Origin of the sequence: Nocardia sp. NPDC049737, from assembly GCF_040674755.1 — a bacterium.
In the GTDB taxonomy this organism is placed as follows: Bacteria; Actinomycetota; Actinomycetes; order Mycobacteriales; family Mycobacteriaceae; genus Nocardia.
The window spans coordinates 56084-81247 of record NZ_JBFANH010000009.1; the positions used below are offsets into that span (position 1 = coordinate 56084).

Below are 25164 nucleotides of genomic sequence, written 5' to 3' on the forward strand. Positions count from 1 at the left end.
CTAATGGGCGACAACGCAGGACTTGTGCCGCGATTGTGTGGATTCCGTGTAGGCGCGACCCACGGAATCGTCCGACGCGCCCCGTACACTGTCGGGAAGTGCATCGGCGCGGGGAGTCGAGGTGGTCGCGATGTATGTCGAGGAGTTCACGGCGACGGGTGTGCTCACTGCGGACGCGGCCACAGATCTTGCCGACACCGCAGGCCGGTTCACCTCTCGGATCACCGTGACCTGCAATGGCCACACGGTGCTGACACCGGTGCTGCCGTGGTGTTGGAACGAGTTGCGGGTGTGCGCGGGAAGCACGGTATCGGTCATCGTCGAGCAGGGGTACCGCCCACCCGACGATGAGGACCGCATCGCGCTGCGGGAATTCGTGCGCCGCTTCCAGGTGCTGACCGCGGTCGGTCCGGCGCGGCTTCCGCTCAGTGGCGGTGCATCCGCTCGACGAGCACGGCGGCGTCCGTGGTGAGCGAGCCACCGGCGAAAGCCAGTGTGGCCAAGGAACGTTCGGCTGCGGCCGGATGGCCCGCACCGCAGGCATCGGTCACCAGAATCGGGAAATAGCCCAGGTCCAAGCTGTGCCGGACGGTGGGTTCGATGCCGACCTCCAGAGCGATGCCCGCGATGGCGTACGTGTCGATGCCCAAGTCGCGCAGGGCGAAATCGAGCGGGGTCGCCGCGAAGGCGGACATGGTGATCTTATCGATGACCACCTCGTTCGGACCGGGCGTCAGCTCGGGGACGAGCTGATACTGCGGCGAACCCTGCGGGAAGCTGGAATTCACCTCGTTCGGATTGTCGACCCGCTGCCACTCCATGGCCATACGCAGTTGCGAAACACCGGCCGACGCGGGCGGCAATGACATGTGCCTGGTGTAGAAGACGCGAAAACCGTTCTCCCGCGCCGCATCCCGCAGCTGCACACAGGTCTGGACGATCTTGTCGCCGTCTGGCAGCTGCCGCACGATGCCGACCTGCATGTCGTAGATGATCAGCGCCATACTGGTCGGATCGCAGGCATCCGCGAGGGTCAGCGGAATGCTGAGACCGTAGGCGTATTGCATCAGGCCGACCCCACCTTCGTCCGGTCGTAGGGCTCGGTGACATCGACGGACGGATCCATCAGCGCCTCCAGCGGCAACGGCGCCTGCACCGGAACGTAGGTCCACTCGAGGTGACCGGCCTTGGTCAGCGGGAAATCGTCGACATAACGCTTGGCCTCTTCGACGCTGTCGACCTCGAATACGATCACCACGCCCGGCTCATCGGCGCGCGCGTAGTTCTCGCGCACGATGCCCGCCTTCCACAACCGCCACACGTTGGCGACCTCTTCGGGAAGGTAGGGGGTGATGGTCTCCATCGTCACGCCGGGCTTGAAGCTGTCGAAAACGATGACTTTCATGGGAAATCGAACTCCATGTCTGCAGAATGTGGTGCGGCCGCGCCGCGTGCGAGTTCCATGTAAGTCCGATGATTACAGTGTTACAAGAACGCACTTTTTGGTGAGTACCGGAGGCGAGCGATGCCGGAGAAGCGCTATTACTGCGCGGTGGAGGTGACCGTCGATCTCATCGACGGCAAATGGAAGCCGGTCATCCTGGCCCACCTCAAGGAGGGCGTGCGCCGCTACGGCGAATTGCGGCGCCTGATGCCGAGCACCAGCGAAAAAATGCTCGTCCAGCAACTGCGCGACCTGGAGTCCGACGGCCTCATCCGCCGCACCACCTTCGACACCGTGCCACCCCAGGTCGAATACGACCTGACCGAGGAAGGCTGGAGCCTGGTCCCGGTCCTCACCGCCCTCTACGAATGGGGGCGCAAACGCGCCGACCGCGCCGGTATTCCCCTGCCTTGAGCGGCCTCAGCCACCGAAGACGCGCTCCACCACCGCTTTCGCCCGCCGAGTTATGCGCATGTAATTGTCCAGGAACTCGCTGCCATCATCGTTCGGCCAGCCCGCCACCCGCGCGACGGCCGATAGTAGAGGGCCCGGGCCGGGTAGTTGATCGGCCGGCTTGCCCCGTACGAGCACCAGTGCGTTACGCGCCCTGGTCGCCGTGATCCAGGCTTCGCGCAGCAGCGAAACATCTTCGACAGCAAGCAATTTGGTCTGCTCGATGACATCGAGGGATTCCAGCGTCGAGGTGTTGTGCAGTGCGTGCACATCGTCGGCGTAGCGCAGCTGCATCAGCTGTACGGTCCATTCGATATCGGCGAGGCCACCGCGCCCGAGTTTGGTGTGAGTCGCCGGATTCGCTCCGCGCGGCAGGCGTTCGGCGTCGATCCTGGCCTTGATCCGGCGGATCTCGCGCACCGACTCCGCCGAGACCCCGCCCTCGGGATAGCGCACCTTATCGATGGTGCGCAGGAACCGGACACCGAGGTCCTGGTCCCCGGCCACCTGATGCGCGCGCAGCAGGGCCTGCACCTCCCACGGCTGCGCCCACTGCTCGTAGTAGGCGGCATAGGCGGCCAGCGTGCGCACCAAGGCGCCGTTGCGACCCTCCGGGCGCAGTCCGGCGTCGACCTGCAGCGGCGGATCGGTACTCGGCGCGCCGAGCAGCCGCTGCACCTTCTCCGCGACGCCGATCGCCCATTTCACGGCCTTGGTCTCGTCCTGGCCGGGACGCGGGTCGCAGACGAAGAGCACATCGGCATCAGATCCGTAGCCGAGTTCCAAACCGCCGAGTCGCCCCATGCCGATAACCGCGAAATCGGCCGGTACCGGCGCCCCGAGTTCGACCTCACTGGCCCGAATCACCGCGCGCAGTGCGGCTTCCAGCACCGCGACCCACACCGAGGACAATGCCCTGCACACCTGCGGCACGTCCAGCATGCCGAGCAGATCAGCGGAGGCCACCCGAGCCAATTCATGGCGGCGCAGTGAACGGGCAGCGGCCACAGCACGTTTCGGATCGTCGTAGCGTGCGGCGGCGGTAAGGATCCCGCGCGCAACGTCTTCCGGCTGCGGACTGAGCAATAGCGGCCCGCCCGGACCGTCGGCATACATCCGGATCGTGTCCGGTGCGTTGATGAGCAGATCCGGCAGATATTCCGAGGAACCGAGCACGATCATCAACCGCTGTGCGATCGCGCCCTCGTCGCGCAGTTCGCGCAGGAACCAGATCTGATCGTCCAGTCCCTCGGAGACCCGTCGGTAGGCGAGCAGTCCGGCATCGGGATTCGGTGTGTCCCCGAGCCATTCGAGCAATGTCGGCAACAACAGCGCCTGAATGCGGCCCTTGCGCGACACTCCGCCGGTGAGCGCTTTCAGATGCCCCAGTGCGTTCTCCGGCGCCGCATAACCGAGCGCGGCCAGCTGGCGGATCGCCGCGTCCGGGCTCAGCCGCAGCGCGTCGGGATCCATCTTGACCACCGATTCGAGCAATGGCCGATAGAAGAGTTTGGCGTGTAATCGCCGCACCCGCACCGCATTTCGGCGAATCTCGGTGCTCAGCACGCCGATGGCGTCCTGCCGTCCGTCCGGGCGGATATGAGCCGCGCGCGCCAGCCAGCGCATGCCCTCTTCGTCATCGGCGGCGGGCAGGGTGTGGGTGCGCTTGAGCCGCTGCAACTGCAGCCGGTGTTCGAGCAGGCGCAGGAATTCGTAAGAGGCGGTGAGGTTCGCGGCATCGTCGCGGCCGACGTACCCGCCTGCGGCCAATGCCGTCAGCGCCTCGACGGTGCCCTGCACATGCAGGGTCTCGTCCACCCGGCCGTGCACCAATTGCAGTAGCTGCACGGCGAATTCGACATCGCGCAGGCTGCCGTGGCCGAGTTTGAGTTCGCGCTCGCGCAGATCGGCGGGCACCAGATCCTCCACTCGGCGCCGCATCGCCTGCACCTCGGCGACGAAGTCGGGGCGCTCGGAGGCGGTCCACACCATCGGCATCAACGCGTCGCGGTACTGCTCCCCCAGCGCCAGATCGCCGGTCATCGGCCGCGCCTTGAGCAGTGCCTGGAACTCCCAGGTCTTGGCCCAGCGCTTGTAGTAGGCGATATGCGAGTCCAGGGTGCGCACCAGCGCACCGGCCTTGCCCTCGGGCCGCAGTGCCGCATCGACCTCGAAGAAGGCCGCGCTGCCCACGCTCATCATCTCGGCGGCCAATCGGGCGGCGGCGGCATCGGCCGGTTCGGCCACGAAAACGACATCCACATCGCTGACGTAGTTGAGTTCGCAAGCACCGCTCTTGCCCATGGCGATCACGGCCAGCCGCACCGGCACCGGCGCATCCTTGCAGACCCTGGCCACCGCGACCGCGAGCGCAGCGGTCAATGCGGCATCGGCGAGATCGGTGAGATGGCGGCCGACCACCTGGTACGGCAGCACCGGCTCGTTCTCGACCGTGGCCGCCAGATCCAGCGCGGCCAAAAGCATGAGTTGGTCGCGATATCGCTTGCGCAGCAGCGGAATTGCCTCGGGACCGGACAGCTCGGCCCGGTACAGCACCGCATCCGCGTGCGCACACTCGGCCGGCACTGCCTGCACCGCCGCCAACAGGTCCGCGACCAGCTCCTCGCGCGCGGGTAGCTTGTCCCGCAGCAGAATTCGCCATGCGGCCGGATCGGCGACCAGATGATCAGCGAACGCGCTCGACGATCCGATGAGCGCGAAAAGCCTGCCGCGCAAGGCAGTATCGGTACGCAACGTCGAATCGAGTTCGAGCCAGTCGTCGCCGAGCGCGGTCTGCAACCGCGTCAGCGTCAGCAGTGCGAGATCGGCATCGGGCGCGCGGGACAGCGCCCACAGCACCGGAATGCTGTCGATATTGTCCCAAGCCAACTCTCGTAACGAGGTGGCGGCGGTCGGCTCGAGCAAGCCGAGCCGACCGACACCAGGAACAGCTGAACGAGCAGACGGCGGCCGGACCATACGTCCAACTTAGTTGGCCGATCATCTCTTTCCACCCGGCCGGGGTGGAAAGAGTCGTAAACGTAGCCGACCGCGCTGGTTTAACCGGCTAGAGGCCGAGGTACTCTTTCAGCTCGTACGGGGTCACCTGGCTGCGGTAATCCGCCCATTCCCGGCGCTTATTGCGCAGGAAGAAGTCGAAAACGTGCTCCCCGAGCGTCTCGGCGACCAACTCTGAGCGTTCCATCGCCTGCAGCGCCTCATCGAGCGTGCCGGGCAGCTCGCGGAAGCCCATGGCGCGCCGCTCGGCGACGGTCAGCGACCACACATCGTCCTCGGCCTCCGGCGGCAGCGTGTAGCCCTTCTCGATGCCACGCAGACCGGCCGCCAGCAGCACGGCGAAGGTCAGGTAGGGGTTGCAGGCCGAATCTGGACTGCGGATCTCGACGCGGCGCGAGGAGGACTTGTTCGGGGTGTACATCGGCACCCGCACCAGCGCGGAGCGGTTGGACCGGCCCCACGAGGCCGCCGTCGGCGCCTCGCCGCCGTGGATGAGTCGCTTGTAGGAGTTCACCCACTGGTTGGTGATCGCGCTGATCTCCGGTGCGTGCTCCAGGATGCCCGCGATGAAGGCGCGTGCGGTCGCCGACAGGTTGATCGGATCGTCGGGATCGTGGAAGGCGTTGGCCTCACCCTCGAACAGGCTCATATGGGTGTGCATGGCCGAGCCCGGGTACTGGGCGAACGGCTTCGGCATGAAGGTTGCGCGCACGCCCTCGTCGATGGCCACTTCCTTGATCAGGTAGCGGAAGGTCATCACGTTATCGGCCATGGACAGCGCGTCGGCGTAGCGCAGGTCGATCTCCTGCTGCCCCGGAGCGCCCTCGTGGTGGCTGAACTCCACCGAGATGCCCATCGACTCGAGCGCGTCGATGGCGTGGCGACGGAAGTTGGGCGCGGAGTCGTGCACGGCCTGGTCGAAGAACCCGCCGCTGTCTGCCGGGGTCGGCTGGCGGCCGTCCTGGGGACCGTTCTCCAGCAAGAAGAACTCGATCTCCGGGTGCACGTAGCAGCTGAACCCGACATCACCGGCCTTGTTGAGCTGACGCCGCAGCACATGGCGCGGGTCGGCCCAGGACGGCGAGCCGTCGGGCATGGTGATATCGCAGAACATACGCGCGGAGTGCTGGTGGCCCTTGCTTGTCGCCCAGGGCAGCACCTGGAAGGTCGAGGGATCCGGCCGCGCGACCATATCGGCCTCCGACACCCGAGCGAAGCCCTCGATGGCCGAACCGTCGAAGCCGATGCCCTCTTCGAAGGCGCCCTCTAGCTCGGCCGGAGCGATGGCTACGGACTTCAAATAGCCCAACACATCGGTGAACCAGAGACGCACGAAGCGGATATCCCGTTCTTCGAGCGTCCGCAGCACGAATTCCTTCTGGCGATCCATGTCGCCGAGCGTAAGCATCCGGCGTTAAATCCGTGTTACATACACGCTTAGGGATTGCAATCCCATCATTCGGAATGAATCTCACAGGGCGCAAGATCACCTTGTGAGCGAGCGAGCCGCGGGCACAGTACGCCCCCCACACGACCGGGCCGGGCGCCGGCGAGGCGCGGTCGGGAGCGGGGAATCAGCAGGTCAGACCGGACCCTGGGACCTTCAGATCGGTGAGGTAGGAGATCACCGCGTCGTCGAGGCACTGATCACCGGCGACCAATGCCGCGGTGTGCCGGGTGCCCCGGTAGGTGATCAGCGCGGCGCCGAGCTGGTTGGCCAGATCGACACCGGCCTGATACGGCGTCGCGGGATCCTCGGTGGTCGACACCACCACCGTCTTCGGCAGACCCGGCGCCGAAACCTTGTGCGGTGTGCTCGTGTTCGGCACGGGCCAGACGGCGCACAGTTCCAGCGGTGCGGTTCCGGTGCCGCGACCGTCGTCCAGGAACGGTGCCGCCTTGCGGTATTCCATGTCCTGTCGGCCCACCACGGCACGATCGTTGATCGGCGGATCATCGACGCAGCGGATGGCGTTGAAGGCCTCCTGCGTGTTGTCGTAGCTGCCGTCGTCGCGGCGACCGTCGTACAGATCGGCGAGCTTCAACAGCGTGTCGCCACGCCCGTCGCGCAATTCGGACAGACCGAGGGTGAGCACCTTCCAGAAATCATCGGAGTAGAGCGCCTGCTGCACGCCGGTGATGGCGTCGCCGTAGCTGAGTCCGCGTGGATCGGTGGTCGCGGCCGGTTTGGTCTCCAGCGGATTCACCAGCGCGCGGAACTTCGCGACAGCCTGGGACGGATCGGTGCCGAGCGGGCAGTCCGCCTGCTTGGCGCATTCCGCGGCGTAGGCGTCGAAGGCCTGCTGGAAGCCCGCCGCCTGCCGCAGCGATTCCTGGATCGGATCCTGGGATGAGTCCACCGCACCGTCGAGCACCAGGGCGCGCACATTGTTCGGGAACTTCTCGGCGTAGGCCGAGCCGAGCTTGGTGCCGTAGGAGTAGCCGAGATAGCTGAGTTTCGGATCGCCGAGTACGGCGCGGATCACGTCCATGTCCTGTATCACCTCGCGGGTGCCGACATGGGCCAGGAATTCGGTGCCGGTGCGCTCGACGCAGTGGCCGACGAACTCATGGTTCTCGTCCTCGGCCTTGGCAATGCCGTCGGGAGTGTTGTCGGTCGGCGGTTCGGCGCGTTCGGCGTCGTTCTGCTGCGGGGTCAGGCAAGCGACCGTCGGGATCGAGGATCCGACACCGCGCGGATCGAAACCTACTCGGTCGAAGCGCTCGGCCAGCGGCGTCTTGCCCGCGATGCCCACCATCGACAAACCCGATACGCCCGGACCGCCCGGATTGAGCAGCAGTGAGCCGATCCGGTTGCCGCTGGCCGGAATTCGGGCCAGCGCGATCTGCGCGGTGGCGTCCTCGGGCTTGCTGTAATCGACGGGCACGGTGATGCGGGCGCATTCGGTATTCGGTGCGAGGCGGTCGTCCGGGGAGCCGAAATCGCCGCAGGAACCCCAGTTCGCGGTCTGGCTGTAGAACTTCTCGAGGCCCGCGGGCGATGTGGGTAACGCAGTGCCCGGCTCGTCCTTGGATGCGGTGCATCCGGCCGCCACCACCGCCAGCGCCACCGCGACCAGCACCCCACGCGACCCATTCCGCACCACAGACATGGGAAAGATCCTGGCATGCCTGCCCCACCTCTGGCGAAACTCCGGCCGGCCGTGAGTACTCGAACCTCGATCACCGCACCGACCGTTGGGACTGCGACGGGTTCTGGGCGTACACGAGTTACCCATGTTCGTGCGAAATCAGTCGCTGCGCTGGGCTTGCGATGTGACCAATTGCATCGCCTATGGCCTTAAACGGGCGAGGCAGGGGGTGCACACTGGATTCGTCATACAAACCCGGGGACCCGAACGGGCCTCGAGGCGACAACCACGAAAGGGACGATGATGTCCGTATCCGAATCGGAAACCCCTGCCTACGGCGCTGCCCCGGCTGCCAAGCCGACAAAGCGCAAGACGCGGGTACCTCATCTGCAGCAGATGAAGGCCGATGGCGAGAAGTGGTCGATGTTGACCGCCTACGACTATTCCTCCGCTCGCATCTTCGAAGAGGCCGGAATCCCGGTCCTACTGGTGGGTGATTCCGCCGCCAACGTCGTCTACGGCTACGACACCACCGTGCCGATCACCGTCGACGAACTCATCCCGCTGGTGCGTGGTGTGGTCCGTGGTGCACCGCACGCACTGGTGGTGGCCGATCTGCCGTTCGGCACCTACGAGTCCTCGCCGCAGCAGGCGCTGGCCACCGCGACCCGGTTCATGAAGGAGGGCGGTGCGCACGCGGTGAAGCTGGAGGGCGGTGAGCGCGTCGCCGAGCAGATCGCGCTGATCACCTCGGCCGGTATTCCGGTGATGGCGCATATCGGCTTCACCCCGCAGAGCGTCAATACCCTCGGTGGTTTCCGGGTGCAGGGTCGTGGCGACGGCGCCGAGCAGCTCATCGCCGATGCCATCGCGGTCCAGGAGGCCGGTGCGTTCTCCGTGGTAATGGAGATGGTGCCGGCCGAACTCGCCGGCCAGGTGACCCGCAAGCTGACCATCCCGACCGTCGGCATCGGCGCCGGCGCGGAATGCGATGCGCAGGTGCTGGTCTGGCAGGATATGGCGGGCTACACCAGCGGTAAGACCGCCAAGTTCGTCAAGCGGTTCGGCCGGATCGGCGATGAGTTGCGTTCGGCCGCGGCCGCTTACGCCGACGAGGTGCGGCGCGGGACCTTCCCCGGCCCCGAGCACAGCTTCTGAGTTCACGATGACCGGCCGAGCGGTGCACGCACCAGCGGCGCTGCTCGGCCAACCCGTGCAGCCGATGCTCGACTGGGCCACCGGAGTTCTCGCCGATCGCGGCGTGAAAATCGTTGGTACGCCGGAGGAAACGCGACGGCGGTCGTGGTCGTTGATCGTGCGCATCCCGACCGATGCGGGTCCGATGTGGTTGAAGGCCAACGCCCGAGCCGGTGCGCACGAGGGTCCGTTGCTGCAGGCATTGGCCCGGCTGCGGCCCGGTAGTGTGCTCGAACCGCTTGCGGTGCAACCGGATCGCGGCTGGATACTCAGTCCCGACGGCGGTGCCACCGCGCGGGATTCCGCGGCGGCGTGGACCGAATTGGTCCGCCGCTACGCCGACCTCCAGTTGGCGATGGGCGACCACATCGCTGAACTGCGCGACACCGGCACACCATATCTGCCACCGCCCCAACTGATCACGGTGTATCAGCATTTCGAGCCCCGTGTCCCCGGCCTCGGCGCGGCGATCACCGAAGCCGCCGCGGCGCTCGCCGAATTCGGCAGACTGAGCATCGAACACAATGATCTGCACCCGGGCAATGTGTTCACCGACTCGGACATGCTGTTCGACTGGGGCGATGCCGTGGTTACCCACCCGTTGCTGTCCTGGCGGGTACTGCGCGGTGCGCACCGCACCGAATATCTGGAACGGTGGCGGCGATCCGGTGCCGTTACCGACGCAGAAATCGCTCTCGCCGACCGGCTGGCACCGTTGATCGCCCTGCATCCTTGGCGCACCATCGACGCATCGCCACCGAGGTTCGCGCGCTTCCTGCAGGGCTTGCTCGACGAGCTGCGTGCGGGCTTTCGCCAGGTTTGATCGGCGGCGCCCAGCAAAATCGCGCGGGCCACGCGGGGCAAATAATGGCAGACTCGAAGCCGACAATGCCGACACGAGCAGAGGGTACCGATGCCGCAAACCCGTTGGATTTCACGCAGCACGCTGGTGGTAGCGGGGATTTTCGCAGCCGTGGCGCTCACCGCCTGCGGGAACGACTCGAGCCCGGCGCCCACCGGCAGCTCGAGTTCGACCACCGGATCGGCCACGGCCACCAGCGCGGGCAAGACCACCAGCGCACCGACGACCACCCTGGAGATCTCCGACGCGTCGGCCACCCAGCTGTGCGACATGATCCGCCCGGAGCTGTCGAACTGGCGGGTACAGGGTCCGACGCTGGGCCGGATCGGGCTCAATGCTCTGGTGCACGAATGGGCGCTGCGCAATGGCGGCATCAACGGCCATGTACTCGCCGATAAGCCGATGATCGACCGGATCACCACCAAGAGCTGCGCCGATGTGCACCAGCAGGCGATCGAGGCATTGGAACTGCCCGATCTGGCTTCGGGGATCGCCTTCTGATGCGAACTCACTACCCCGCGATCGAGCCGTACCAAACGGGCATGCTCGATGTCGGCGCGGACCAAGCCGTGTACTGGGAGGTCAGCGGCAATCCAGACGGTAAGCCCGTGGTGTTCCTGCACGGCGGACCCGGTGGCGGCACCGAACCATTCCACCGGCAGTTCTTCGATCCGGCCGCATACAAGATCGTGCTGCTGGATCAGCGCGGCTGCGGACGGTCCACCCCGCATATCGCGGACGGGGCGAGTCTGGAGACCAATACCACCTGGCACCTGATCGCCGATATCGAAGCGCTGCGCATTCATCTCGACATCGACCGCTGGCAGGTATTCGGCGGCTCCTGGGGTTCTACGCTCGCACTCGCCTATGCGCAACAGCATCCGGAGCGGGTCACCGAACTCGTACTGCGCGGGATCTTCCTGTTGCGGCGCAAGGAAATCGACTGGTACTACAACGGCGCCGCAGGCTACATCTACCCCGACGAGTGGGAGAAGTTCCTGGCCCCGGTGCCGCAGGACGAGCGCGACAGCGATCTGGTTCGGGTGTATCACCGGCTGCTGCACTCCCCCGACGAGAAGGTCGCACAAGCGGCCGCCGTCGCCTGGTCCACGTGGGAGGGCGCGACGAGTTCGCTACTGCCGCACCCTGATCGGGTACAGGAGAGCGCCCAGCCGCGGTTCGCACTGGCATTCGCCAGGATCGAGAACCACTACTTCGTCAATGGCGGCTTCCTCGACGAGGGACAGCTGCTGCGCGATATCGACAAGATCGCGCATATCCCCGCCGTCATCGTGCAGGGACGCCACGATGTCGTCTGCCCGGCGACCAGCGCATGGGAACTGCATCGCGCCTGGCCCGGTTCGGTACTGCACATCGTCGACGATGCCGGTCACGCCGCCGCCGAACCCGGAATAACGCACCATCTCGTCGAGGCGACCGACGGATTCGCGAAAGTGAGCTGATCATGGTCACGGCCGGAACCGCCATCGTCGCGGCGCTGCGCGACGACGTCGACCGGCTGCTGGCCGCCGAACCGGATGTCCGTGCCGACGCCTGGGATTCGGTGCACCAGATGCGGGTCGCGACGCGCAGACTGCGCAGTGTGCTGCGCTCCTACCGGACGCTCTTCGAAGCCACACCGATCGCCGAGATACAGCACGAACTCGAGTGGCTGGCCGATCTACTCGGTGTGGCGCGTGATGCCGAGGTGCGGGCGGAACGGTTCACAGCGCTGTTGGCCGCGCATGCGCCACAGGATGAATTCGCCCGGCTCGCAATGGAAACGGCCGTTCCAAAGGCGGCAGGCAACAGCTATGTGCCCGGCACCACCGAGTACGTGCGCACCGAACTGGTCGATGCGGAACGCGACCGGTACCGAACCGCACATGCCGAGGTCCTCGCCGCCCTCGATCACCACCGCTATCACGCACTGCGCCACCGTCTTTCGGCCTGGCGCACCGACCCACCGCTCGACGCGGACCAATCGAAACAGCCAGCCGCCGAGGTCTTCGAACGCATCCTGCGCAAGGACCGCAAACGCTTACGGCGACTGGTCTACGCCGAGCCCGCCGTTTCGCCCGCCGAGCGCGTCGAACTGCTGCACGATATCCGCAAGGGCGCCAAACGCCTGCGTTACTCGTGCGAAGGCGCGATCTACGTACTCGGCGATGCCGCAAAGGATCTCGGCACCGAGGCGAAACGCCTACAAACCGTACTCGGTGACCACCGCGACGCCGTCGAATCCCGCGAAGCCATCCTGGCCCGCGCCGCCGAAACCCACGCCACCGGCGTCAACGCCACCATCTATGAACTCCTGGCCGATGCCGAAGAAATCGCCGCAGGCGAGGCACTGGCCAAATACCCCGCCGCGGCGGCGTTCGTATCGGCTTGATCGGCCCCGGTCACTTCACCCCCGTAGCGAAGATCAGAATGGCGAATAGCAGCATGGAAACGCACAGCTGAGCGCTGTAGCCGGCAGCACGAGCACGAGAAGCGCGTCCGGCCGTTGTCTGCGCGGCAGCTAGGGCCGCAGCACCGACACCAGGAACTCGGTCTGGTCGTAGACCGTCTGCTCGAAGACATCGTCGAAGTAGACATCGAAATGTCCTACCGGATAACGCTTTACGATCGCGTGCTTGGTGCGTTCGGCCGCGCGCATGGTCGGTTTCGGTGGGGCGATGGTGTCGTTGTCGGCGATCGCGTAGAAGACCGGCATCTTCAATGCCTTGGCCCGGCGGCCGGGGGAATCGAACAATGTCGAGAAAGCCACGCGGGCAGCGACTTTCGGTTCGTAGGTCTCACTCTCATCCGCGAGCCTGCCGTAACCCTCCGGTGCATCCGGCGCGCTCATCAGCGCCGCTGAACGCTTGCGACCGGCCAATCGGACGCGAACGGGCTTGCGCCGGATCGGACCGACGAGCAGATCGGTAGCCGCGATGGTGGCCACCTTGGTCAGGCTGGTCGGGCCCTTCGCCATGGCCGAGGCCCAGCCGCTGGTGAACGGTACCTGGGCGACGACCGCCGCGATGTAGTCGTCGTCGGGCGCTACCGTCAGCACATGGCCACCGCCGAAAGAAGTGCCCCACAGCGCAATTCGGGTCGCGTCGAAGCCGCGCAGCGTGCGTGCGTAAGCGATGGCCGAGCGCCAGTCCTCGCGCTGACGGGCGATATGTAGTAGCTGACGCGGCGCACCTTGACTGGCCCCGAAATGCCGGTAATCGAATACCAACACACCCATCCCGGCGGCGGCGAAGCGCCGGGCGTACCTATCCAGCCCCATCTCCCGGTTTGCGCCGAGACCGTGCCCCATTACAACGAGTGGGCGGGGCTTGGGGATGCCAGCGGGGGGATACAGCCAGGCAGCGCACTGCTCGCTGCCCGAGGGAAAACTGACCTCGACACGTTCCATGGCACCTCACCGTACTGTTTCGATCCGAACTACTACCCCCCGACCGGTCACGGGTCAGGCCAGTGATCAAGGTACCCCTTGATCAAAGTAGGCTAAACGCTGCGGACGAGTTGGCCGGGCGGCCGCGGTGATGGGAACGGGTACGTGAGTGCCGCAGCCCGTCGCCGAGGAAAGTCCGGACTCCACAGAGCAGGGCGGTTGCTAACGGCAACCCGGGGTGACCCGCGGGAAAGTGCCACAGAAAAAAGACCGCCCACGATCCCCCGGGATCGTGCGGTGAGGGTGAAACGGTGCGGTAAGAGCGCACCAGCGCCCCGGGTGACCGGGGCGGCTAGGTAAACCCCGCCCGGAGCAAGGTCGAAGGTCGCACCGTTCGCGGTGCGGCTGCGCAGGTGTTCGAGGGCTGCTCGCCCGAGCCTGCGGGTGGACCGCTCGAGGCACCCGGCAACGGTGTGTCCAGATGGATGGCCGTCACCCGGTGTGAGCCGGGGACAGGATCCGGCTTACAGGCCAACTCGTCCGCCCCCTGCAATCCGGTGCTCACCGGTGCCATGATGGAACTGGACCGCTGAGCCGGAATTCGGTGCGGTCAGGCACTTCGCACGGGGTGTAACCATGGATATTCTTGCCGTTATCGGGGCGATTTTCGGGGTGGGGGCGATCGCGGGCGGGATAGTCACCGCGATGAGCGCGCGCATTGTCACCCAATACGAGAAGGGGCTGGTGTTCCGGTTCGGCCGGGTGGTCGGAACCCGAGATCCCGGACTGCGAATGCTGATTCCATTCGTCGACCGGATGCGCAAGGTCTCCACGCAGATCGTCACCATGCCGGTGCCCGCGCAGGACGGCATCACCCGCGACAACGTGACCGTACGCGTCGACGCCGTGGTCTATTTCCGGGTGATCGATCCGGTCTGCGCGGTGGTGGAGGTACAGAACTATCTTTTCGCGGTAGGGCAGGTGGCGCAGACGTCCTTGCGTTCGATTATCGGAAAGAGTGATCTGGATAGCCTGTTGTCCAATCGTGAGGAGTTGAACAAGGGGCTGGAGATCATGATCGATAGCCCGGCACTCGGCTGGGGAATCCATATCGATCGGGTGGAGATCAAGGATGTATCGATACCGGATTCACTGAAGCGCTCGATGTCGCGGCAGGCCGAGGCGGAGCGGGAACGACGGGCGCGGGTGATTTCCGCCGAGGGCGAATTACAAGCGTCGAAGAAGTTGGCCCAGGCGGGTGCGCAAATGTCGGAATCGCCGGCGGCACTGCAACTACGATTGCTGGAGACCGTGGTTCAAGTTGCGGCGGAAAAGAATTCGACATTGGTGCTGCCGTTTCCGGTGGAGTTACTGCGGTTCCTGGAACGCGGTACGCCGTCCGGGGCGAGCGCCGCCGAGTCCACCCCGACCGCACCCCAGCCCACACCGGAAATCACCCCGCCCGAGCCGACACCGGCGCTCGGTCAGGGCAACACGCCAGCGGCCGAACAAGATGGAATGCGCTCGTAACACAACGGGCGTATACCGATACGGGTACGGTTGACCGTTTCGATCGACCCGCAAACAGTCGCTACGGCCGATTGCGCCGTACGACCGCATCGGTAGCACAACGTAAGGAAACCGGGCCGATGTCCATACTGATTCCCGTGATCGCGATCATCGTCATGATCACCGTCGGGTACGTGTTGAAATACCTGCCCAATTACTTGCCGTGGCTGAAGGATTGACTATTTCAGCTCAGCAGAGCATCTTCGCCATCTGATAGATGGCCTGGGCCTCCTCCTTGGAGGCCTCGGAGGCGCCCTTCGTGCGCTTGATGACGTTCTGGACGACCTCGTCCTCGCTCTTGCCGTCCTTGATGTCTTTGCAGGTCTGGACCAGAATGTCGCCGATCTTGGCGTCGTCTTTGCCCTCGGCGAGCTTGGGGAAGGCGCTGCGGTAACTGACGACGAACGTCCCCGCCTTGACGTTGTCCAACATCTCACCGCCCGCGGCCTTCGCCGCCGAAGTCGTCGCGGAAGCGGGCGCGGCGGAAGAGTCTTTGTCATCGCCGCAACCGGCAAGAAGCAGGGCTAACACGGTGCAGCTGGCCGCGATCGCGGCGGTAGTTCTGGTCACGCAGCGGATGCTAGCGGCACTTGGGAAACGTCGCCTCCCGTCTGGTTAACGGAAGGCGACGAAGACCGCATCGTTGACGGTGAGGTCAGAGCGGGTTGACCATGAAAACCTGAGCCCAATACGCCGCCTGCTCAGGACCGAGCAGAGGCATCAGGTAATCGAAAAGAATCGTTGACATCAGTGGATAACTCCCAATTGTCGACGTACGGGTCACTTGCGAATGTGCGGGAAAAGCTCGATCCCGCCACGCCGGGGAACCCTAGCAGCCGGGCTCTGACGCCGCCGGGTTCGGCGTGTCCGGCATGGCGATTCGGGTGGCACTGGCCTAGAACGTGAGCGACGTCATAGAGTAGGCGCCGTTGGTAAGACCCGTTGCCGGTCCGCCACAAACTCACATTCTTCGATCACGGAAGCAGGCACAACTCTATGCGGATTGTTCGTTCACTGGTCGCCGGTGCGCTGATCGCCGGGGCCGCATCGGTTTTCGCCATGCTGGGCACCGGGTCCGCCTCGGCGGTCGCGGTTACCCCGCTGGCGGGTGGGGTCCAGGTCGACCTCAACTCGGCCGACACCGCCTGGGTGCACCAGAACCACATCGGGCAGGCCATCGCCGGTCTGCCGCATCCGTCGGCGGCCTCGTTCGGCCAGGCGCTGGACGCGGCGGCGGACGTTTCCGCCGGCGTCCCGGGTGGACGGGTGACCTTTACCGTGTACGGGCCGCTCAATGAATTGAACGGCACCATGCTGGCACTGCAGTAGAGACCGACTGCGACAGCGTGGAACTTCACCAGCGGATCGTGTCGGCGCCGGTCGATTTCGGCGCCATTCGATCCGAATTCGGATTGGCCTCGGCGTATCCCGCCGAGGCCACCGCGGCGGCCCGCGACGCGATCGACGCGTTCGCGGGCGCTCGCGCCGATCGCACCGATATTCCATTCGTCACCATCGACCCGCCCGGCGCCATGGATCTGGACCAGGCGGTGCATATCGAACACACCTCTTCCGGTTTCACTGTCCACTACGCGATCGCCGATGTCGGCGCCGTAATAGATCCCGCGGGCCCGCTGGCCCAGGAAGCGGGCGCGCGCGGCCAGACCTTCTATCTACCCGACGGCACCGTGCCGCTGCACCCGCCGATCCTTTCGGAGAATTCCGCGAGCCTGCTGCCCGAACAGACCAGGCCCGCGGCGCTGTGGACCATCGAATGCGATGAGACCGCCGAGCCGCAACGATTCTCGGTAATCCGGGCTACCGTGCGCTCGCGGGCCCGACTCGACTACGCGAGCGTCCAAGCCGACGCCGACGCGAACCGCCTGCATCCCTCGATCGCGGCCCTGCCGGAATTCGGTACGCGGCGCATCGAGGCCGGGCTGGCCCGCGGCGCGATCGGACTGCGCCTGCCCGCCCAGAGCGTTATCCGTGACGACAAGGCCGTCGGCCACTGGCATCTGGTAGTGGAACCGCGCACCGCCGCCGACGACTGGAACGAACAGATTTCCCTGTTGACCGGTATGTGCGCTGCGCGAATCATGTTGAACGACAGTGGATCCGGTGGCGTGCCCCGGGCCGGTGAGCGGATCGCATTGCTGCGGACCATGCCGCCGCCCGTAGAATCGGCGATTGATTCGATGCGCAGGACGGCTGCGGCGTTGGGGGTCGACTGGCCTGCGGATCAGTCCGTCGGGCGGATGTTGGCCGGACTCGATCCGAATGCGCCTGCGACGTTGGTCTTGATGTCCGAGGCGACAGGGTTGCTGCGTGGTGCGGGATATACGGTGCTCGATGGCGTGGCGGCCGCAGGGGCAAACGGTTCCAGGGCCGGTGCTCAGGTGGCTGATGGTGCGCTGTCGTCGGGTGGTGTGGAGTTGGTGGCCGATCCACGGTCGGCAGGTGCTACCGAGTCGCTAGGTGGCGTGGGCCCGCCGGGTGGTGCCCGTTCCATCGGCGGCGCGGCTGCGGCGGGCAGCGCGCGTGCGGTGGGCGTTCGGGGGACCGGCGCCAAGCCAACGAGAAACCCACAGACCGTGAACAACCTGCAGCACAGTGCGATCGGCGCCCCCTACGCGCACGTCACCGCACCGCTGCGCCGCCTCGCCGACCGCTTCGCAACCGAGATCTGCCTCGCCCGCTGCGCCGGAACCGAAGTCCCGCAATGGGTCCGCGATGGCCTCGCCCCCACCGCCGAGTCGATGAAACGCAGCGACAGCCTCGCAGGCAAGGTCGAACGCGCCTGCATCGACCTCACCGAATCCACCCTGCTGGCCGAACGCAGCGGCTCGATCTTCGAAGCCGTAGTAGTACGCGAAGCCAACGGCACCCGCCCCGCCGAAGTCTTCATCGCCGACCCACCGGTTGTCGGGCCGTGCGCCGGCGCACCCCCGGAAGGCGCGCAGGTCCAGGTGCGCCTGGTCGCCGCCGACCCCACCACCCGCAAGATCAGCTTCGGTTACCCGATCTGAGCCTTCTTCACGCACCGTCGACGTCTACGAAACGGATTGCCGCGCAACGGGGGTAGGTCTGCCCGGGTAACACCGTGATCACATCGCACACTTTGACCAATCGCTCGGGTACCCCGCCGCCGCGCCCCAGCGCAGGGCCAACTTCCCTACTCCCGCCATACGAAATGCACCATGGGTCTGCTCCAGGGCGCATTCGCGGATCGGTATCCGAGTGGTTCGAGCGGTCGTTGGCCAGACCTCTGACCAGGCTATTACGTTTATCTCCGCTGGGGTTGCTGCTCCCTCCGAGGTCATTCGTCCGGGGTGTATTCGGCGTACTGTCCCGACTTGGGGGAGGTGGCTGCGGCCAACTCTCGGGCAGCCTGGACCAGTGCGTCTATGGCCCGGTGCTCCGGACCGAGGTACCGGCCCACCTCCTCCGTGATCTGTTGGAGCTGGTCGCGCAGCCTCGCTGAGGTTTCCTTGTCGAGTGCGCCGGGGGGTTCGGTGGTAGGCATGCCGTTCCTCTGGTCAGAATCGGTTAGGGCACTTGGAGGTTGGTACCTCCACGGTGCCGGATGCGTTGTTGTAGGTGAACTGGTGCCCCTGAATCTTGCCCCGTATGCCGACGGCGACGCGCCATCTCCCGGCGTAGCACGCGGCCGACACCGTGTAGGAGTGTCCACCGGCCCGGTACGGCGGCGGGACGCTGGAATCGGTTCGGGTGGAGGCAACCTCCCACCGGCCACCCTCTTCGTGCTCCAGCGCCAAGGTAACTATGTGTTCGTCCGGCGGGACATCACAGGCGGCAATACCGTCCCCCGTGATCTGGGGCGGCAGCACTGTCGGCGCGCTGTGCGTGAATTCGAAATCGCAGCTGAGGGCAGCGTGGGCCGTGCCGGTGCCGACCGCAACCGCTGGACTCATGCCGACCAGCACGGCCGCAGAGATAAGCCCTAATCGCGCAATTTTGGTCTTCAAAGGTAACCCCCCGATTTTGATGGATTCGAATCGCTCAGTCCGGACTTAACTCGCTTTAGAAGATCGGGTGTTGGAGGTTCCCACTCGTCAAAGCTGGAGAGAAGAAACAGGCCCGATCTCGCACCGGGGTCACGTTCCGGAAGATCTTCGTCAGTCATCTAGATACCGCCTTGCTGACGCATGTCTTCACGTTCGATCCGTTCCCGGATCGCGCGCACAGACTTCTCTTTCGGTATCCGTTGAGGCCAGAACACCAGCGCGAAGAACGCGACCACCGGAACACCGAACGCAACACTTAGCCCGATCATGCCGCAGGCCCGTCTGTGTCGGCATTGCCGGTAGCCGGGGGTTCAGACCCCCGCCACTCCAGATATATCCCGGAGGACTGGTCTTCGTCGCCGTTGTCGGCGATCTCCAACAATCCGCCTGGGAACACGAACAGTCGTGTGCGCCTGTCCATCTCGACTCCTGTAGTCCGATGTTGGTAGGCACCCCGTGACCGGTTGGCGTCACATGCCACGGGGGCCAGCTCAGACGCTAAGGGGCCGCAGAGGGTGACCGCCAGGAGTATGCACAACTGTGCTCAGATTCGCTCATCAGCCCACAAAACAGGACAAGCCAGGGGATTATGTACCTAGCACGGGAAAACTCGTGCTCAGAATTAGACAGGGGACAGAACGATGCGCCTACAGTTCCTCGGCAAAGGCGGTTCCGATGTCGGAGGTTGCCCGACGCTGTATGCCACAGACCAAGACTCGTATCTCATCCAGGGATGGGAGACGGCCACACCGGAAGCCATCGAAATCCCGCACCTGCTAACGGGATTCGCTGAAGCGGATACGTTCATCGGTGCCATGCTCAGAGACACAGGCCGGGGTACCTTCACCCTCACCGGCCGACCCATCGCCGAGCCTGACACGCTGGCTCAGCTCGACCTTGCGCCCAACGAGACAGCGATTGAAGTTCCGAAGATCAGGAGGACGTTCTATGGTGCTCTACCTTCAGCATGAGCCGCCGGACTGGGTCGCCCTATTCCGCGATTGCAAAGCCGAAGCGTTCCATCTTGAAGTTCGGGACGCCTACGCCGTGCCGACCGAGTCGGACCGTTTTCGCCGGTTCCTCGAAGGTCAGCCCGCGTTGCCGGATGAGCACAAGGACCGATGGAACGATCTCATCCGGGAGACAACCGGCCGTGGTGTGACCGTGAGCCGGGTACGTGTGGTCACGGTCCCGCACACCGACTATCACCGTTGGTTGCTCTCGGTGACCGACACCAACACCGAAGCGGGTGAGGACATCCGTTACGTGCCTCGGCATCTCGCCGGGGAGGTGCCTTCGGATGACTGGTGGCTCATCGACAACGAGCGGGTTGTCTTCAACCTCGTGAACGAGCAAGGAAAGCCAGCGGGTCTGGCAGTGACCACCGATCCGGGAATCGTCGGCTACTCCCGGAGTGTGAAACAACGACTGTGGCAGCTGGCCACGCCGTACGCGGAGTACGTCAGCCAGTGACCAGCGTCCACGATGCGCGGGAAGCTCTCGGGGTACGACTTCGGGAGCTTCGCCGTACGGCCGGGCTCACCAACCGGAAGCTTGCCCAGCTCTCCGGTTGGCACGAGTCGAAGGTGTCCAAGATCGAATACGGCCGGATCAAACCGTCTGACGACGACATCCGGGCGTACTGCGAACACGCGAACGCCAGTGACCAACTCCCAGACCTGTTGGCCACCCTTCACAACATCGAGGTTGCGTACCTCGAATGGCGGAAGATCCTCGGAACCGGGCTGAAGCGTCGGCAACAGAAGTCGCTGAAGCTCGAAGCGGAAGCAACTCACATCCGCGACTATCAGCCGCAGATCATTCCCGGCTTGTTGCAAACGGCCGAGTACGCCGAGGCCAAGCTACGCCGGGGTATCCAGTTCCACCAGGTACCCGACGACGTAGACGAAGCCGTGTCGAAGAGAATGGAACGGCAACGCATCCTGTACCAGCGTCACCACCTGTTCCACTTCCTGATTGCTGAGCAAGCGCTCTACACCACCGTCGGCACCGATGCCGTCATGATCGGCCAGCTCGACCGGCTGGCCTCCATAATCGGAATGCCCAGAGTCACCATCGGCATCGTTCCGGCCACAGCCGAGGCCCTTGTGGTGTCCACCAACTTCGCCATGTTCGACAACCGGCTGGTCATGGTGGAAGGGACAGCCGCAGAGCTGACCATCACTCAGCCGCGCGAGATAGCGACCTACGGCCGTGCGTTCACAATCCTTGCCGGACAGTCTATTACCGGTGAGACTGCACGGAAGTTGATCGGGGCAGCACTCGACAAACGACGCGGACGATGATCCAGCGCGATCCTGCGAGTACATGGGCGGGACCGGTATGCTGAGGCGATACGGCCCGGTCGTCAAATGATCGGCCACGTCGATGGCTGGATGCGCCGCGAAGCATCATTGCGATGGAATTCATTGTCTGCCAAGACTTACACTCCCTTGGGAAGGGTATTCCCGCGCGCCGGTGACGGCGGCGCGGGTGCGCACCCGCTCTGAACTTCGTCGGCAACGCCGTCAGCGTTCGCATGGCTGTTGGAATCATTTGCTCGCGGCACCGCTTTGGCCCAAGCACGGTGTCAACCTCGGCACCTTGCTTCGCACGTGTGATGCGGTCGGTGCGTGTATGGCGGTGCCGCGGCGGCCGTGGGTGCCCGATGCGCTCGACCACGGCAATACGCTGCGCCACCGTCAGTGTGTGCACTGGATCGACGGGCGGGTCGATCGGTGGCTGCAGCGTCAGCGGGACGGGGGTTCGGCGATCGTGGGCGTCGAACTCACCGACGAGTCCATTCGCCTCGCCGATCTGCCCGTCGCCCGCAAACGCACCGTCATCGTGCTCGGCCACGAGTCCACCGGTATCCCGCCGGAAGGGCTGGAACTGCTGGATATGGCCGTCGAGATCCCGATGGTCGGCACCGGACACAGCCTCAACGTGGCCGTCGCCGGATCCCTGGTGCTCTACAAACTCGCGGGTCTGTGCTGAGCCGGTGGAGTTCGAGCCGTCGATGTAGGTCGCGGTAGATTGCGGTGGAGTTCACGGCGGAAGTGGGGAGCGGGTGATGACCGATCCATTGACATTGGAGATTCGGCGGCAGCAGGTGTTTCATCGGCTGCGGGAATTGCGTGGGGAGCTGGCCGGGCTCGATGCCGCCTATGGTTCGTTGCAAACCTCAGGGATATTGGTCGATACCGAGGGGATCGGGGCGCTCACGACCCCGGCTTACTGCATTGCCGGGGCGCGGGAAGTCTTCGAGGAGACCATGATCGAACTCGATGCCGCCGCCGATGCGCTCGATCGCGCCGGGGCTTACACCACTCGGCTGCGCCCGGTCGTCCTCGAATAGTCCGCACTGGGCAAACCTGTCGGTGCCCGCGACTACAGTCGCCTGCCATGAACCTCGCGACCGCGACTGTCGCCGATATCGTCGATGGGATCACGCCGCTGGATGCTCTCGAGCGGCAGCACATCGAGGACACCAAGGCCTGGCTGGCCTCCACCGATGATGTTTTCCGTCGCGTCAAACCCGACACTCCCCCACGGCATCTGGTCTCGTATGTGGTGCTCGTCGACCCGCGGGCACGCAGCGTCCTGCTCGGCCGCCATCTCCTCGCCGGACTGTGGCTGCCGACCGGCGGCCATGTCTCACCGGGAGAACATCCGCTCGCCGCCGCCGGACGCGAGGCCGCCGAGGAGTTGGGCATCGACCCCGAATTCACCGTCATCGGAAACGAACCGCTGTTCCTCACTGTCACCACGACGGTCGGCACCCACAGCGGACACCAGGATGTCAGCCTCTGGTACGTCATCCGCGGCGACCGCGCCCGCGAATACACCTTGGACCCGCGCGAATTCGGTGCAGCACAGTGGTGGGATATCGACACCTTCGACCGCACCGACGCCGATCCACATTTCGCGCGCTTCCTCGCGAAACTCGAACCGCTACTCCCCGGGAGGATTCCAGCCCCTCGAGCGACTACCGATCGACCTCTTCCGGCCCCACGTACTCGATTCCGGTGACGATATCGGGCAGGATTCTGGTCACTCGATCACCGGCACCGACCGTGCGAGAGGGCAAGAACTGTTGATAGTGCACGATTTCGTGTTGGTCGCGGACGGTGTCGGCGATACCGGTCACGATCACACACCAGCCGAGGGAGGTTTGGTGGTCGATCGCGTCCACCTCGTAAGCCACGACCTGATGATCGAGCGAACCGGTCGTCGCGGCGTCGGCGTAGATGACCAGGTGATCCTCGACCAGTGCGTGGCTGACCGGGCGAATCGCGGGTAAAGCGTAGCGCGAGAACGCGACACGCCCGAATCCGATCGTGCCCAGCAGGTGCAGTGCGGTATCAACCGACAGTTCGCGTGACTCCCGCACATCGTCTACTGCCATACCCCATTGTCCACCAGTTCGCGCTGCGAAGCAGCCCCTATCGATGACCTTACTTCGGACAGGCGGTGATCATGTTGCCTACCAAGCGATTACACGGTACGAAGGATGAACAGGTATCGGTTTTCCGAAGGAGCCGTTCATACCCGCCGAAATCGGGCGCAGTAGAATGGCCACGTCTCCGGGGTCCCGAAACGTGGCCACCAATACGAATCAACGACTCAGGAGGACTTTCGATGCCCGATGATGTGCGGTCGAGCTCCCGGACCGGCGCCCGCGGGGGCAGCAGCCGAAGCACGTGGCGTAGTAGGCCGCGACGATCATTCGGCCCCACCAAAGAGCTATCCGGAAACGCCACCGCGTTCACCGATTCCAGCGATCGGCTGGTGCGCCGTCTCTTCGACACGGGGCTGCGGCTGCACAAACTCCGTATGGTTTTCGATCGGCCGGATCCGAGCGCCGCCGAATTGCGGACGGCCAGCGATGCGATCGCCGCGATGCTCGACGATCTGGACGGACTGATCCGCGAAACCGGACTTGCGATGCTGGATATCGCCCACGAACGCGACACCGAGACAACCGAATCGCTGCGCAATCAAGCGATACACGACGGACGACCGACGAATCGTCGCGGACGACTACGCTGATCCGACGACTCAGCGCATATTGTCCAGAATCGGCACGGCATCCAAGACGGCCGGACATCCATCGCGCGTTTGCGTGTGGCAGCGGTGTCGGTGGCCGATCGCCGGATGAGGGTGCGGCAGTTGGGTGGAAGCGAGTGGACGGTCGCCCGAGAGATCCGGCTAGATGCTTTGGCGGGATCGCCACCGGGGACGTTCGCTTCGACGTTCGAGGTGGCGTCGCGGTGGGATGAGCCGCAGTGGCGGCAGTGGATGGGTACGCGGCTGCTATTCGTCGCCGAGCGCGACGGCCGGGTCGTCGGCTCGGCGGGCATCGTCACCAAGGCTGATAGCAGTCCGCCGATCGTGGCGTCGGTCTGGGTGAATCCGAGCGCACGCGGAACCGGGGCATCGGATCTCCTTCTCACCGCCACCGTCGACTGGGCCAGGGCTCATGGTCACGGCGAACTTCGGCTCTGGGTTGTCGAAGGCAATCATCACGCCGAGTCCCTGTACCTGCGAACGGGTTTCGCCTTCACCGGACGCCGACAACGCTGCGGCGAGGATGATCCGCGGCTGGAGCAGGAAATGTCCATTGCGGTGACGTACGGTTCAGGACCCACTCGACTTCCCGGATGACATCTCGACGGGCGCACGAGATCCGATACACGGCACCGAAGTTCACAATCCGGCCCGCCGCACCCCACTCACCTCCAGCGCCGCGAACAACGCAACCCACACCGCACCGATCAACAGGAAGGCGACCCCGAGCCCGGTCAACTCGAGCAGACCCGAGAATGCCAACACCACCAGCCCCAGCGCTGAGATCACATTGACCCCGATAACAGCGACCGCATGGCTCCCCACGAGATCCGGGTACCCGGCAATGAGCAGCAGCGCGAGTCCGCCACCGACCATCGCGACGCCGAACGGGATGGACCACGCGGTCGGCAGCCCCAACGGCCCGCGCAGCGCCGCTGCCCCGGCCAGCATGACGATGCCGAACACCCCGGTGCCCCAGCCGTCCAGGCGCAACACGGTACGCAGGTAGTCGGTATCGGCGCGCGCGACGAGTGTGCTCATCT

General features: G+C 65.0%; 30 protein-coding genes and 1 other RNA gene. 19 read left to right on the plus strand and 12 right to left on the minus strand.

What is annotated here, in order from left to right; all coding sequences use genetic code 11:
* The first annotated feature begins 130 nt into the window (after positions 1-130).
* On the plus strand, positions 131-472 hold the full coding sequence (locus AB0J47_RS14435; RefSeq protein WP_364345332.1) for a hypothetical protein: 342 nt from the start codon (positions 131-133) through the stop codon (positions 470-472).
* Here AB0J47_RS14435 and AB0J47_RS14440 read toward each other — a convergent pair.
* Positions 426-1067: a cysteine hydrolase gene (locus AB0J47_RS14440; protein ID WP_364345334.1), complete on the minus strand. Its 642-nt coding sequence runs from the start codon at positions 1065-1067 to the stop codon at positions 426-428. The two genes, AB0J47_RS14435 and AB0J47_RS14440, sit on opposite strands and share 47 nt — an antisense overlap.
* On the minus strand, positions 1067-1405 hold the full coding sequence (locus tag AB0J47_RS14445) for a hypothetical protein (protein ID WP_364345336.1): 339 nt from the start codon (positions 1403-1405) through the stop codon (positions 1067-1069). The genes AB0J47_RS14440 and AB0J47_RS14445 overlap by 1 nt, the downstream gene beginning before the upstream one ends.
* A gap of 120 nt (positions 1406-1525) precedes the next feature.
* Between AB0J47_RS14445 and AB0J47_RS14450 the strand changes: the two genes are divergently transcribed.
* Entirely contained in the window at positions 1526-1858 is a 333-nt protein-coding gene (locus tag AB0J47_RS14450) for a helix-turn-helix domain-containing protein (RefSeq protein WP_364345338.1), read from the plus strand.
* A 6-nt stretch (positions 1859-1864) separates the two neighbouring features.
* Here the strand turns inward: AB0J47_RS14450 and AB0J47_RS14455 are convergent, their stop codons facing one another.
* From AB0J47_RS14455 to AB0J47_RS14465, 3 genes are all read right to left on the minus strand, one after another.
* Complete coding sequence (locus AB0J47_RS14455) at positions 1865-4876, minus strand: bifunctional [glutamine synthetase] adenylyltransferase/[glutamine synthetase]-adenylyl-L-tyrosine phosphorylase (protein ID WP_364345340.1); 3012 nt, start codon at positions 4874-4876, stop codon at positions 1865-1867.
* A gap of 88 nt (positions 4877-4964) precedes the next feature.
* Positions 4965-6305 carry a glutamine synthetase family protein gene (locus AB0J47_RS14460; RefSeq protein WP_364345342.1) on the minus strand — a complete coding sequence of 447 codons (1341 nt, stop codon included), beginning with the start codon at positions 6303-6305 and terminating at the stop codon, positions 4965-4967.
* Positions 6306-6489: 184 nt separating this feature from the next.
* The gene (locus AB0J47_RS14465) at positions 6490-8028 is read right to left on the minus strand and encodes an alpha/beta hydrolase (protein WP_364345344.1); all 1539 of its coding nucleotides are present in this window, start codon (positions 8026-8028) and stop codon (positions 6490-6492) included.
* Positions 8029-8310: 282 nt separating this feature from the next.
* Between AB0J47_RS14465 and panB the strand changes: the two genes are divergently transcribed.
* The 5 genes from panB (at position 8311) to AB0J47_RS14490 (ending at position 12458) form a co-directional block, all read left to right on the plus strand.
* On the plus strand, positions 8311-9165 hold the full coding sequence (gene panB / locus AB0J47_RS14470; RefSeq protein ID WP_364345346.1) for a 3-methyl-2-oxobutanoate hydroxymethyltransferase: 855 nt from the start codon (positions 8311-8313) through the stop codon (positions 9163-9165).
* 7 nt (positions 9166-9172) lie between these two features.
* On the plus strand, positions 9173-10027 hold the full coding sequence (locus AB0J47_RS14475) for a phosphotransferase (RefSeq protein ID WP_364345348.1): 855 nt from the start codon (positions 9173-9175) through the stop codon (positions 10025-10027).
* Positions 10028-10117: 90 nt separating this feature from the next.
* A complete protein-coding gene (locus tag AB0J47_RS14480; protein ID WP_364345350.1) occupies positions 10118-10567 on the plus strand; it encodes a hypothetical protein in 450 nt (149 codons plus the stop codon).
* Positions 10567-11529, plus strand: a complete 963-nt coding sequence (gene pip, locus AB0J47_RS14485; protein WP_364345352.1) for a prolyl aminopeptidase — start codon at positions 10567-10569, stop codon at positions 11527-11529. Before AB0J47_RS14480 ends, pip begins: the two co-directional genes overlap by 1 nt.
* 2 nt (positions 11530-11531) lie before the next feature.
* Entirely contained in the window at positions 11532-12458 is a 927-nt protein-coding gene (locus AB0J47_RS14490; RefSeq protein ID WP_364345354.1) for a CHAD domain-containing protein, read from the plus strand.
* Between the two features lie 129 nt (positions 12459-12587).
* On the opposite strand, the gene AB0J47_RS14495 is transcribed toward AB0J47_RS14490, so the two are convergent.
* A complete protein-coding gene (locus tag AB0J47_RS14495) occupies positions 12588-13475 on the minus strand; it encodes an alpha/beta fold hydrolase (RefSeq protein ID WP_364345356.1) in 888 nt (295 codons plus the stop codon).
* A 106-nt stretch (positions 13476-13581) separates the two neighbouring features.
* Between AB0J47_RS14495 and rnpB the strand changes: the two genes are divergently transcribed.
* An RNA gene (gene rnpB / locus AB0J47_RS14500) (RNase P RNA component class A) lies at positions 13582-13997 on the plus strand.
* A gap of 93 nt (positions 13998-14090) precedes the next feature.
* Positions 14091-14984, plus strand: a complete 894-nt coding sequence (locus AB0J47_RS14505) for a slipin family protein (RefSeq protein ID WP_364345358.1) — start codon at positions 14091-14093, stop codon at positions 14982-14984.
* A 228-nt stretch (positions 14985-15212) separates the two neighbouring features.
* On the opposite strand, the gene AB0J47_RS14510 is transcribed toward AB0J47_RS14505, so the two are convergent.
* Positions 15213-15593, minus strand: coding sequence for a hypothetical protein (locus AB0J47_RS14510; RefSeq protein WP_364345360.1), 381 nt, complete (start codon positions 15591-15593; stop codon positions 15213-15215).
* 426 nt (positions 15594-16019) lie between these two features.
* On the opposite strand from AB0J47_RS14510, the gene AB0J47_RS14515 reads away from it, so the two are divergent.
* Together AB0J47_RS14515 and AB0J47_RS14520 are read left to right on the plus strand one after the other, a co-directional pair.
* Positions 16020-16352 (plus strand): hypothetical protein, encoded by a 333-nt coding sequence (locus tag AB0J47_RS14515; protein ID WP_364345362.1) that lies wholly within the window; start codon positions 16020-16022, stop codon positions 16350-16352.
* Between the two features lie 17 nt (positions 16353-16369).
* Entirely contained in the window at positions 16370-18052 is a 1683-nt protein-coding gene (locus AB0J47_RS14520; protein WP_364345364.1) for an RNB domain-containing ribonuclease, read from the plus strand.
* Between the two features lie 290 nt (positions 18053-18342).
* Here AB0J47_RS14520 and AB0J47_RS14525 read toward each other — a convergent pair whose 3' ends face one another.
* From AB0J47_RS14525 to AB0J47_RS14535, 3 genes are all read right to left on the minus strand, one after another.
* Positions 18343-18549 carry a hypothetical protein gene (locus tag AB0J47_RS14525; protein WP_364345366.1) on the minus strand — a complete coding sequence of 69 codons (207 nt, stop codon included), beginning with the start codon at positions 18547-18549 and terminating at the stop codon, positions 18343-18345.
* A gap of 13 nt (positions 18550-18562) precedes the next feature.
* Positions 18563-18958: a hypothetical protein gene (locus AB0J47_RS14530; RefSeq protein ID WP_364345368.1), complete on the minus strand. Its 396-nt coding sequence runs from the start codon at positions 18956-18958 to the stop codon at positions 18563-18565.
* 358 nt (positions 18959-19316) lie between these two features.
* A complete protein-coding gene (locus tag AB0J47_RS14535) occupies positions 19317-19472 on the minus strand; it encodes a hypothetical protein (RefSeq protein WP_364345370.1) in 156 nt (51 codons plus the stop codon).
* A 220-nt stretch (positions 19473-19692) separates the two neighbouring features.
* On the opposite strand from AB0J47_RS14535, the gene AB0J47_RS14540 reads away from it, so the two are divergent.
* From AB0J47_RS14540 to AB0J47_RS14565, 6 genes are all read left to right on the plus strand, one after another.
* Positions 19693-20022 carry a hypothetical protein gene (locus AB0J47_RS14540; RefSeq protein WP_364345372.1) on the plus strand — a complete coding sequence of 110 codons (330 nt, stop codon included), beginning with the start codon at positions 19693-19695 and terminating at the stop codon, positions 20020-20022.
* The gene (locus AB0J47_RS14545) at positions 20000-20524 is read left to right on the plus strand and encodes a DUF6879 family protein (protein WP_364345374.1); all 525 of its coding nucleotides are present in this window, start codon (positions 20000-20002) and stop codon (positions 20522-20524) included. Before AB0J47_RS14540 ends, AB0J47_RS14545 begins: the two co-directional genes overlap by 23 nt.
* Complete coding sequence (locus tag AB0J47_RS14550) at positions 20521-21357, plus strand: helix-turn-helix transcriptional regulator (protein WP_364345376.1); 837 nt, start codon at positions 20521-20523, stop codon at positions 21355-21357. The genes AB0J47_RS14545 and AB0J47_RS14550 overlap by 4 nt, the downstream gene beginning before the upstream one ends.
* Before the next feature lie 82 nt (positions 21358-21439).
* The gene (locus tag AB0J47_RS14555) at positions 21440-22048 is read left to right on the plus strand and encodes a TrmH family RNA methyltransferase (RefSeq protein ID WP_364345378.1); all 609 of its coding nucleotides are present in this window, start codon (positions 21440-21442) and stop codon (positions 22046-22048) included.
* Positions 22049-22124: 76 nt separating this feature from the next.
* Positions 22125-22409, plus strand: coding sequence for a hypothetical protein (locus AB0J47_RS14560; protein WP_364345380.1), 285 nt, complete (start codon positions 22125-22127; stop codon positions 22407-22409).
* A 47-nt stretch (positions 22410-22456) separates the two neighbouring features.
* The gene (locus AB0J47_RS14565; protein WP_364345382.1) at positions 22457-23083 is read left to right on the plus strand and encodes an NUDIX domain-containing protein; all 627 of its coding nucleotides are present in this window, start codon (positions 22457-22459) and stop codon (positions 23081-23083) included.
* Here the strand turns inward: AB0J47_RS14565 and AB0J47_RS14570 are convergent.
* On the minus strand, positions 23040-23459 hold the full coding sequence (locus AB0J47_RS14570) for a pyridoxamine 5'-phosphate oxidase family protein (RefSeq protein WP_364345384.1): 420 nt from the start codon (positions 23457-23459) through the stop codon (positions 23040-23042). The genes AB0J47_RS14565 and AB0J47_RS14570 overlap by 44 nt on opposite strands.
* Positions 23460-23692: 233 nt before the next feature.
* Between AB0J47_RS14570 and AB0J47_RS14575 the strand changes: the two genes are divergently transcribed.
* On the plus strand, positions 23693-24103 hold the full coding sequence (locus tag AB0J47_RS14575) for a hypothetical protein (protein ID WP_364345386.1): 411 nt from the start codon (positions 23693-23695) through the stop codon (positions 24101-24103).
* A gap of 105 nt (positions 24104-24208) precedes the next feature.
* Entirely contained in the window at positions 24209-24718 is a 510-nt protein-coding gene (locus tag AB0J47_RS14580; protein WP_364345388.1) for a GNAT family N-acetyltransferase, read from the plus strand.
* Positions 24719-24760: 42 nt separating this feature from the next.
* Here the strand turns inward: AB0J47_RS14580 and AB0J47_RS14585 are convergent, their stop codons facing one another.
* Positions 24761-25162, minus strand: a complete 402-nt coding sequence (locus tag AB0J47_RS14585) for a hypothetical protein (protein WP_364345390.1) — start codon at positions 25160-25162, stop codon at positions 24761-24763.
* Positions 25163-25164: the final 2 nt, after the last annotated feature.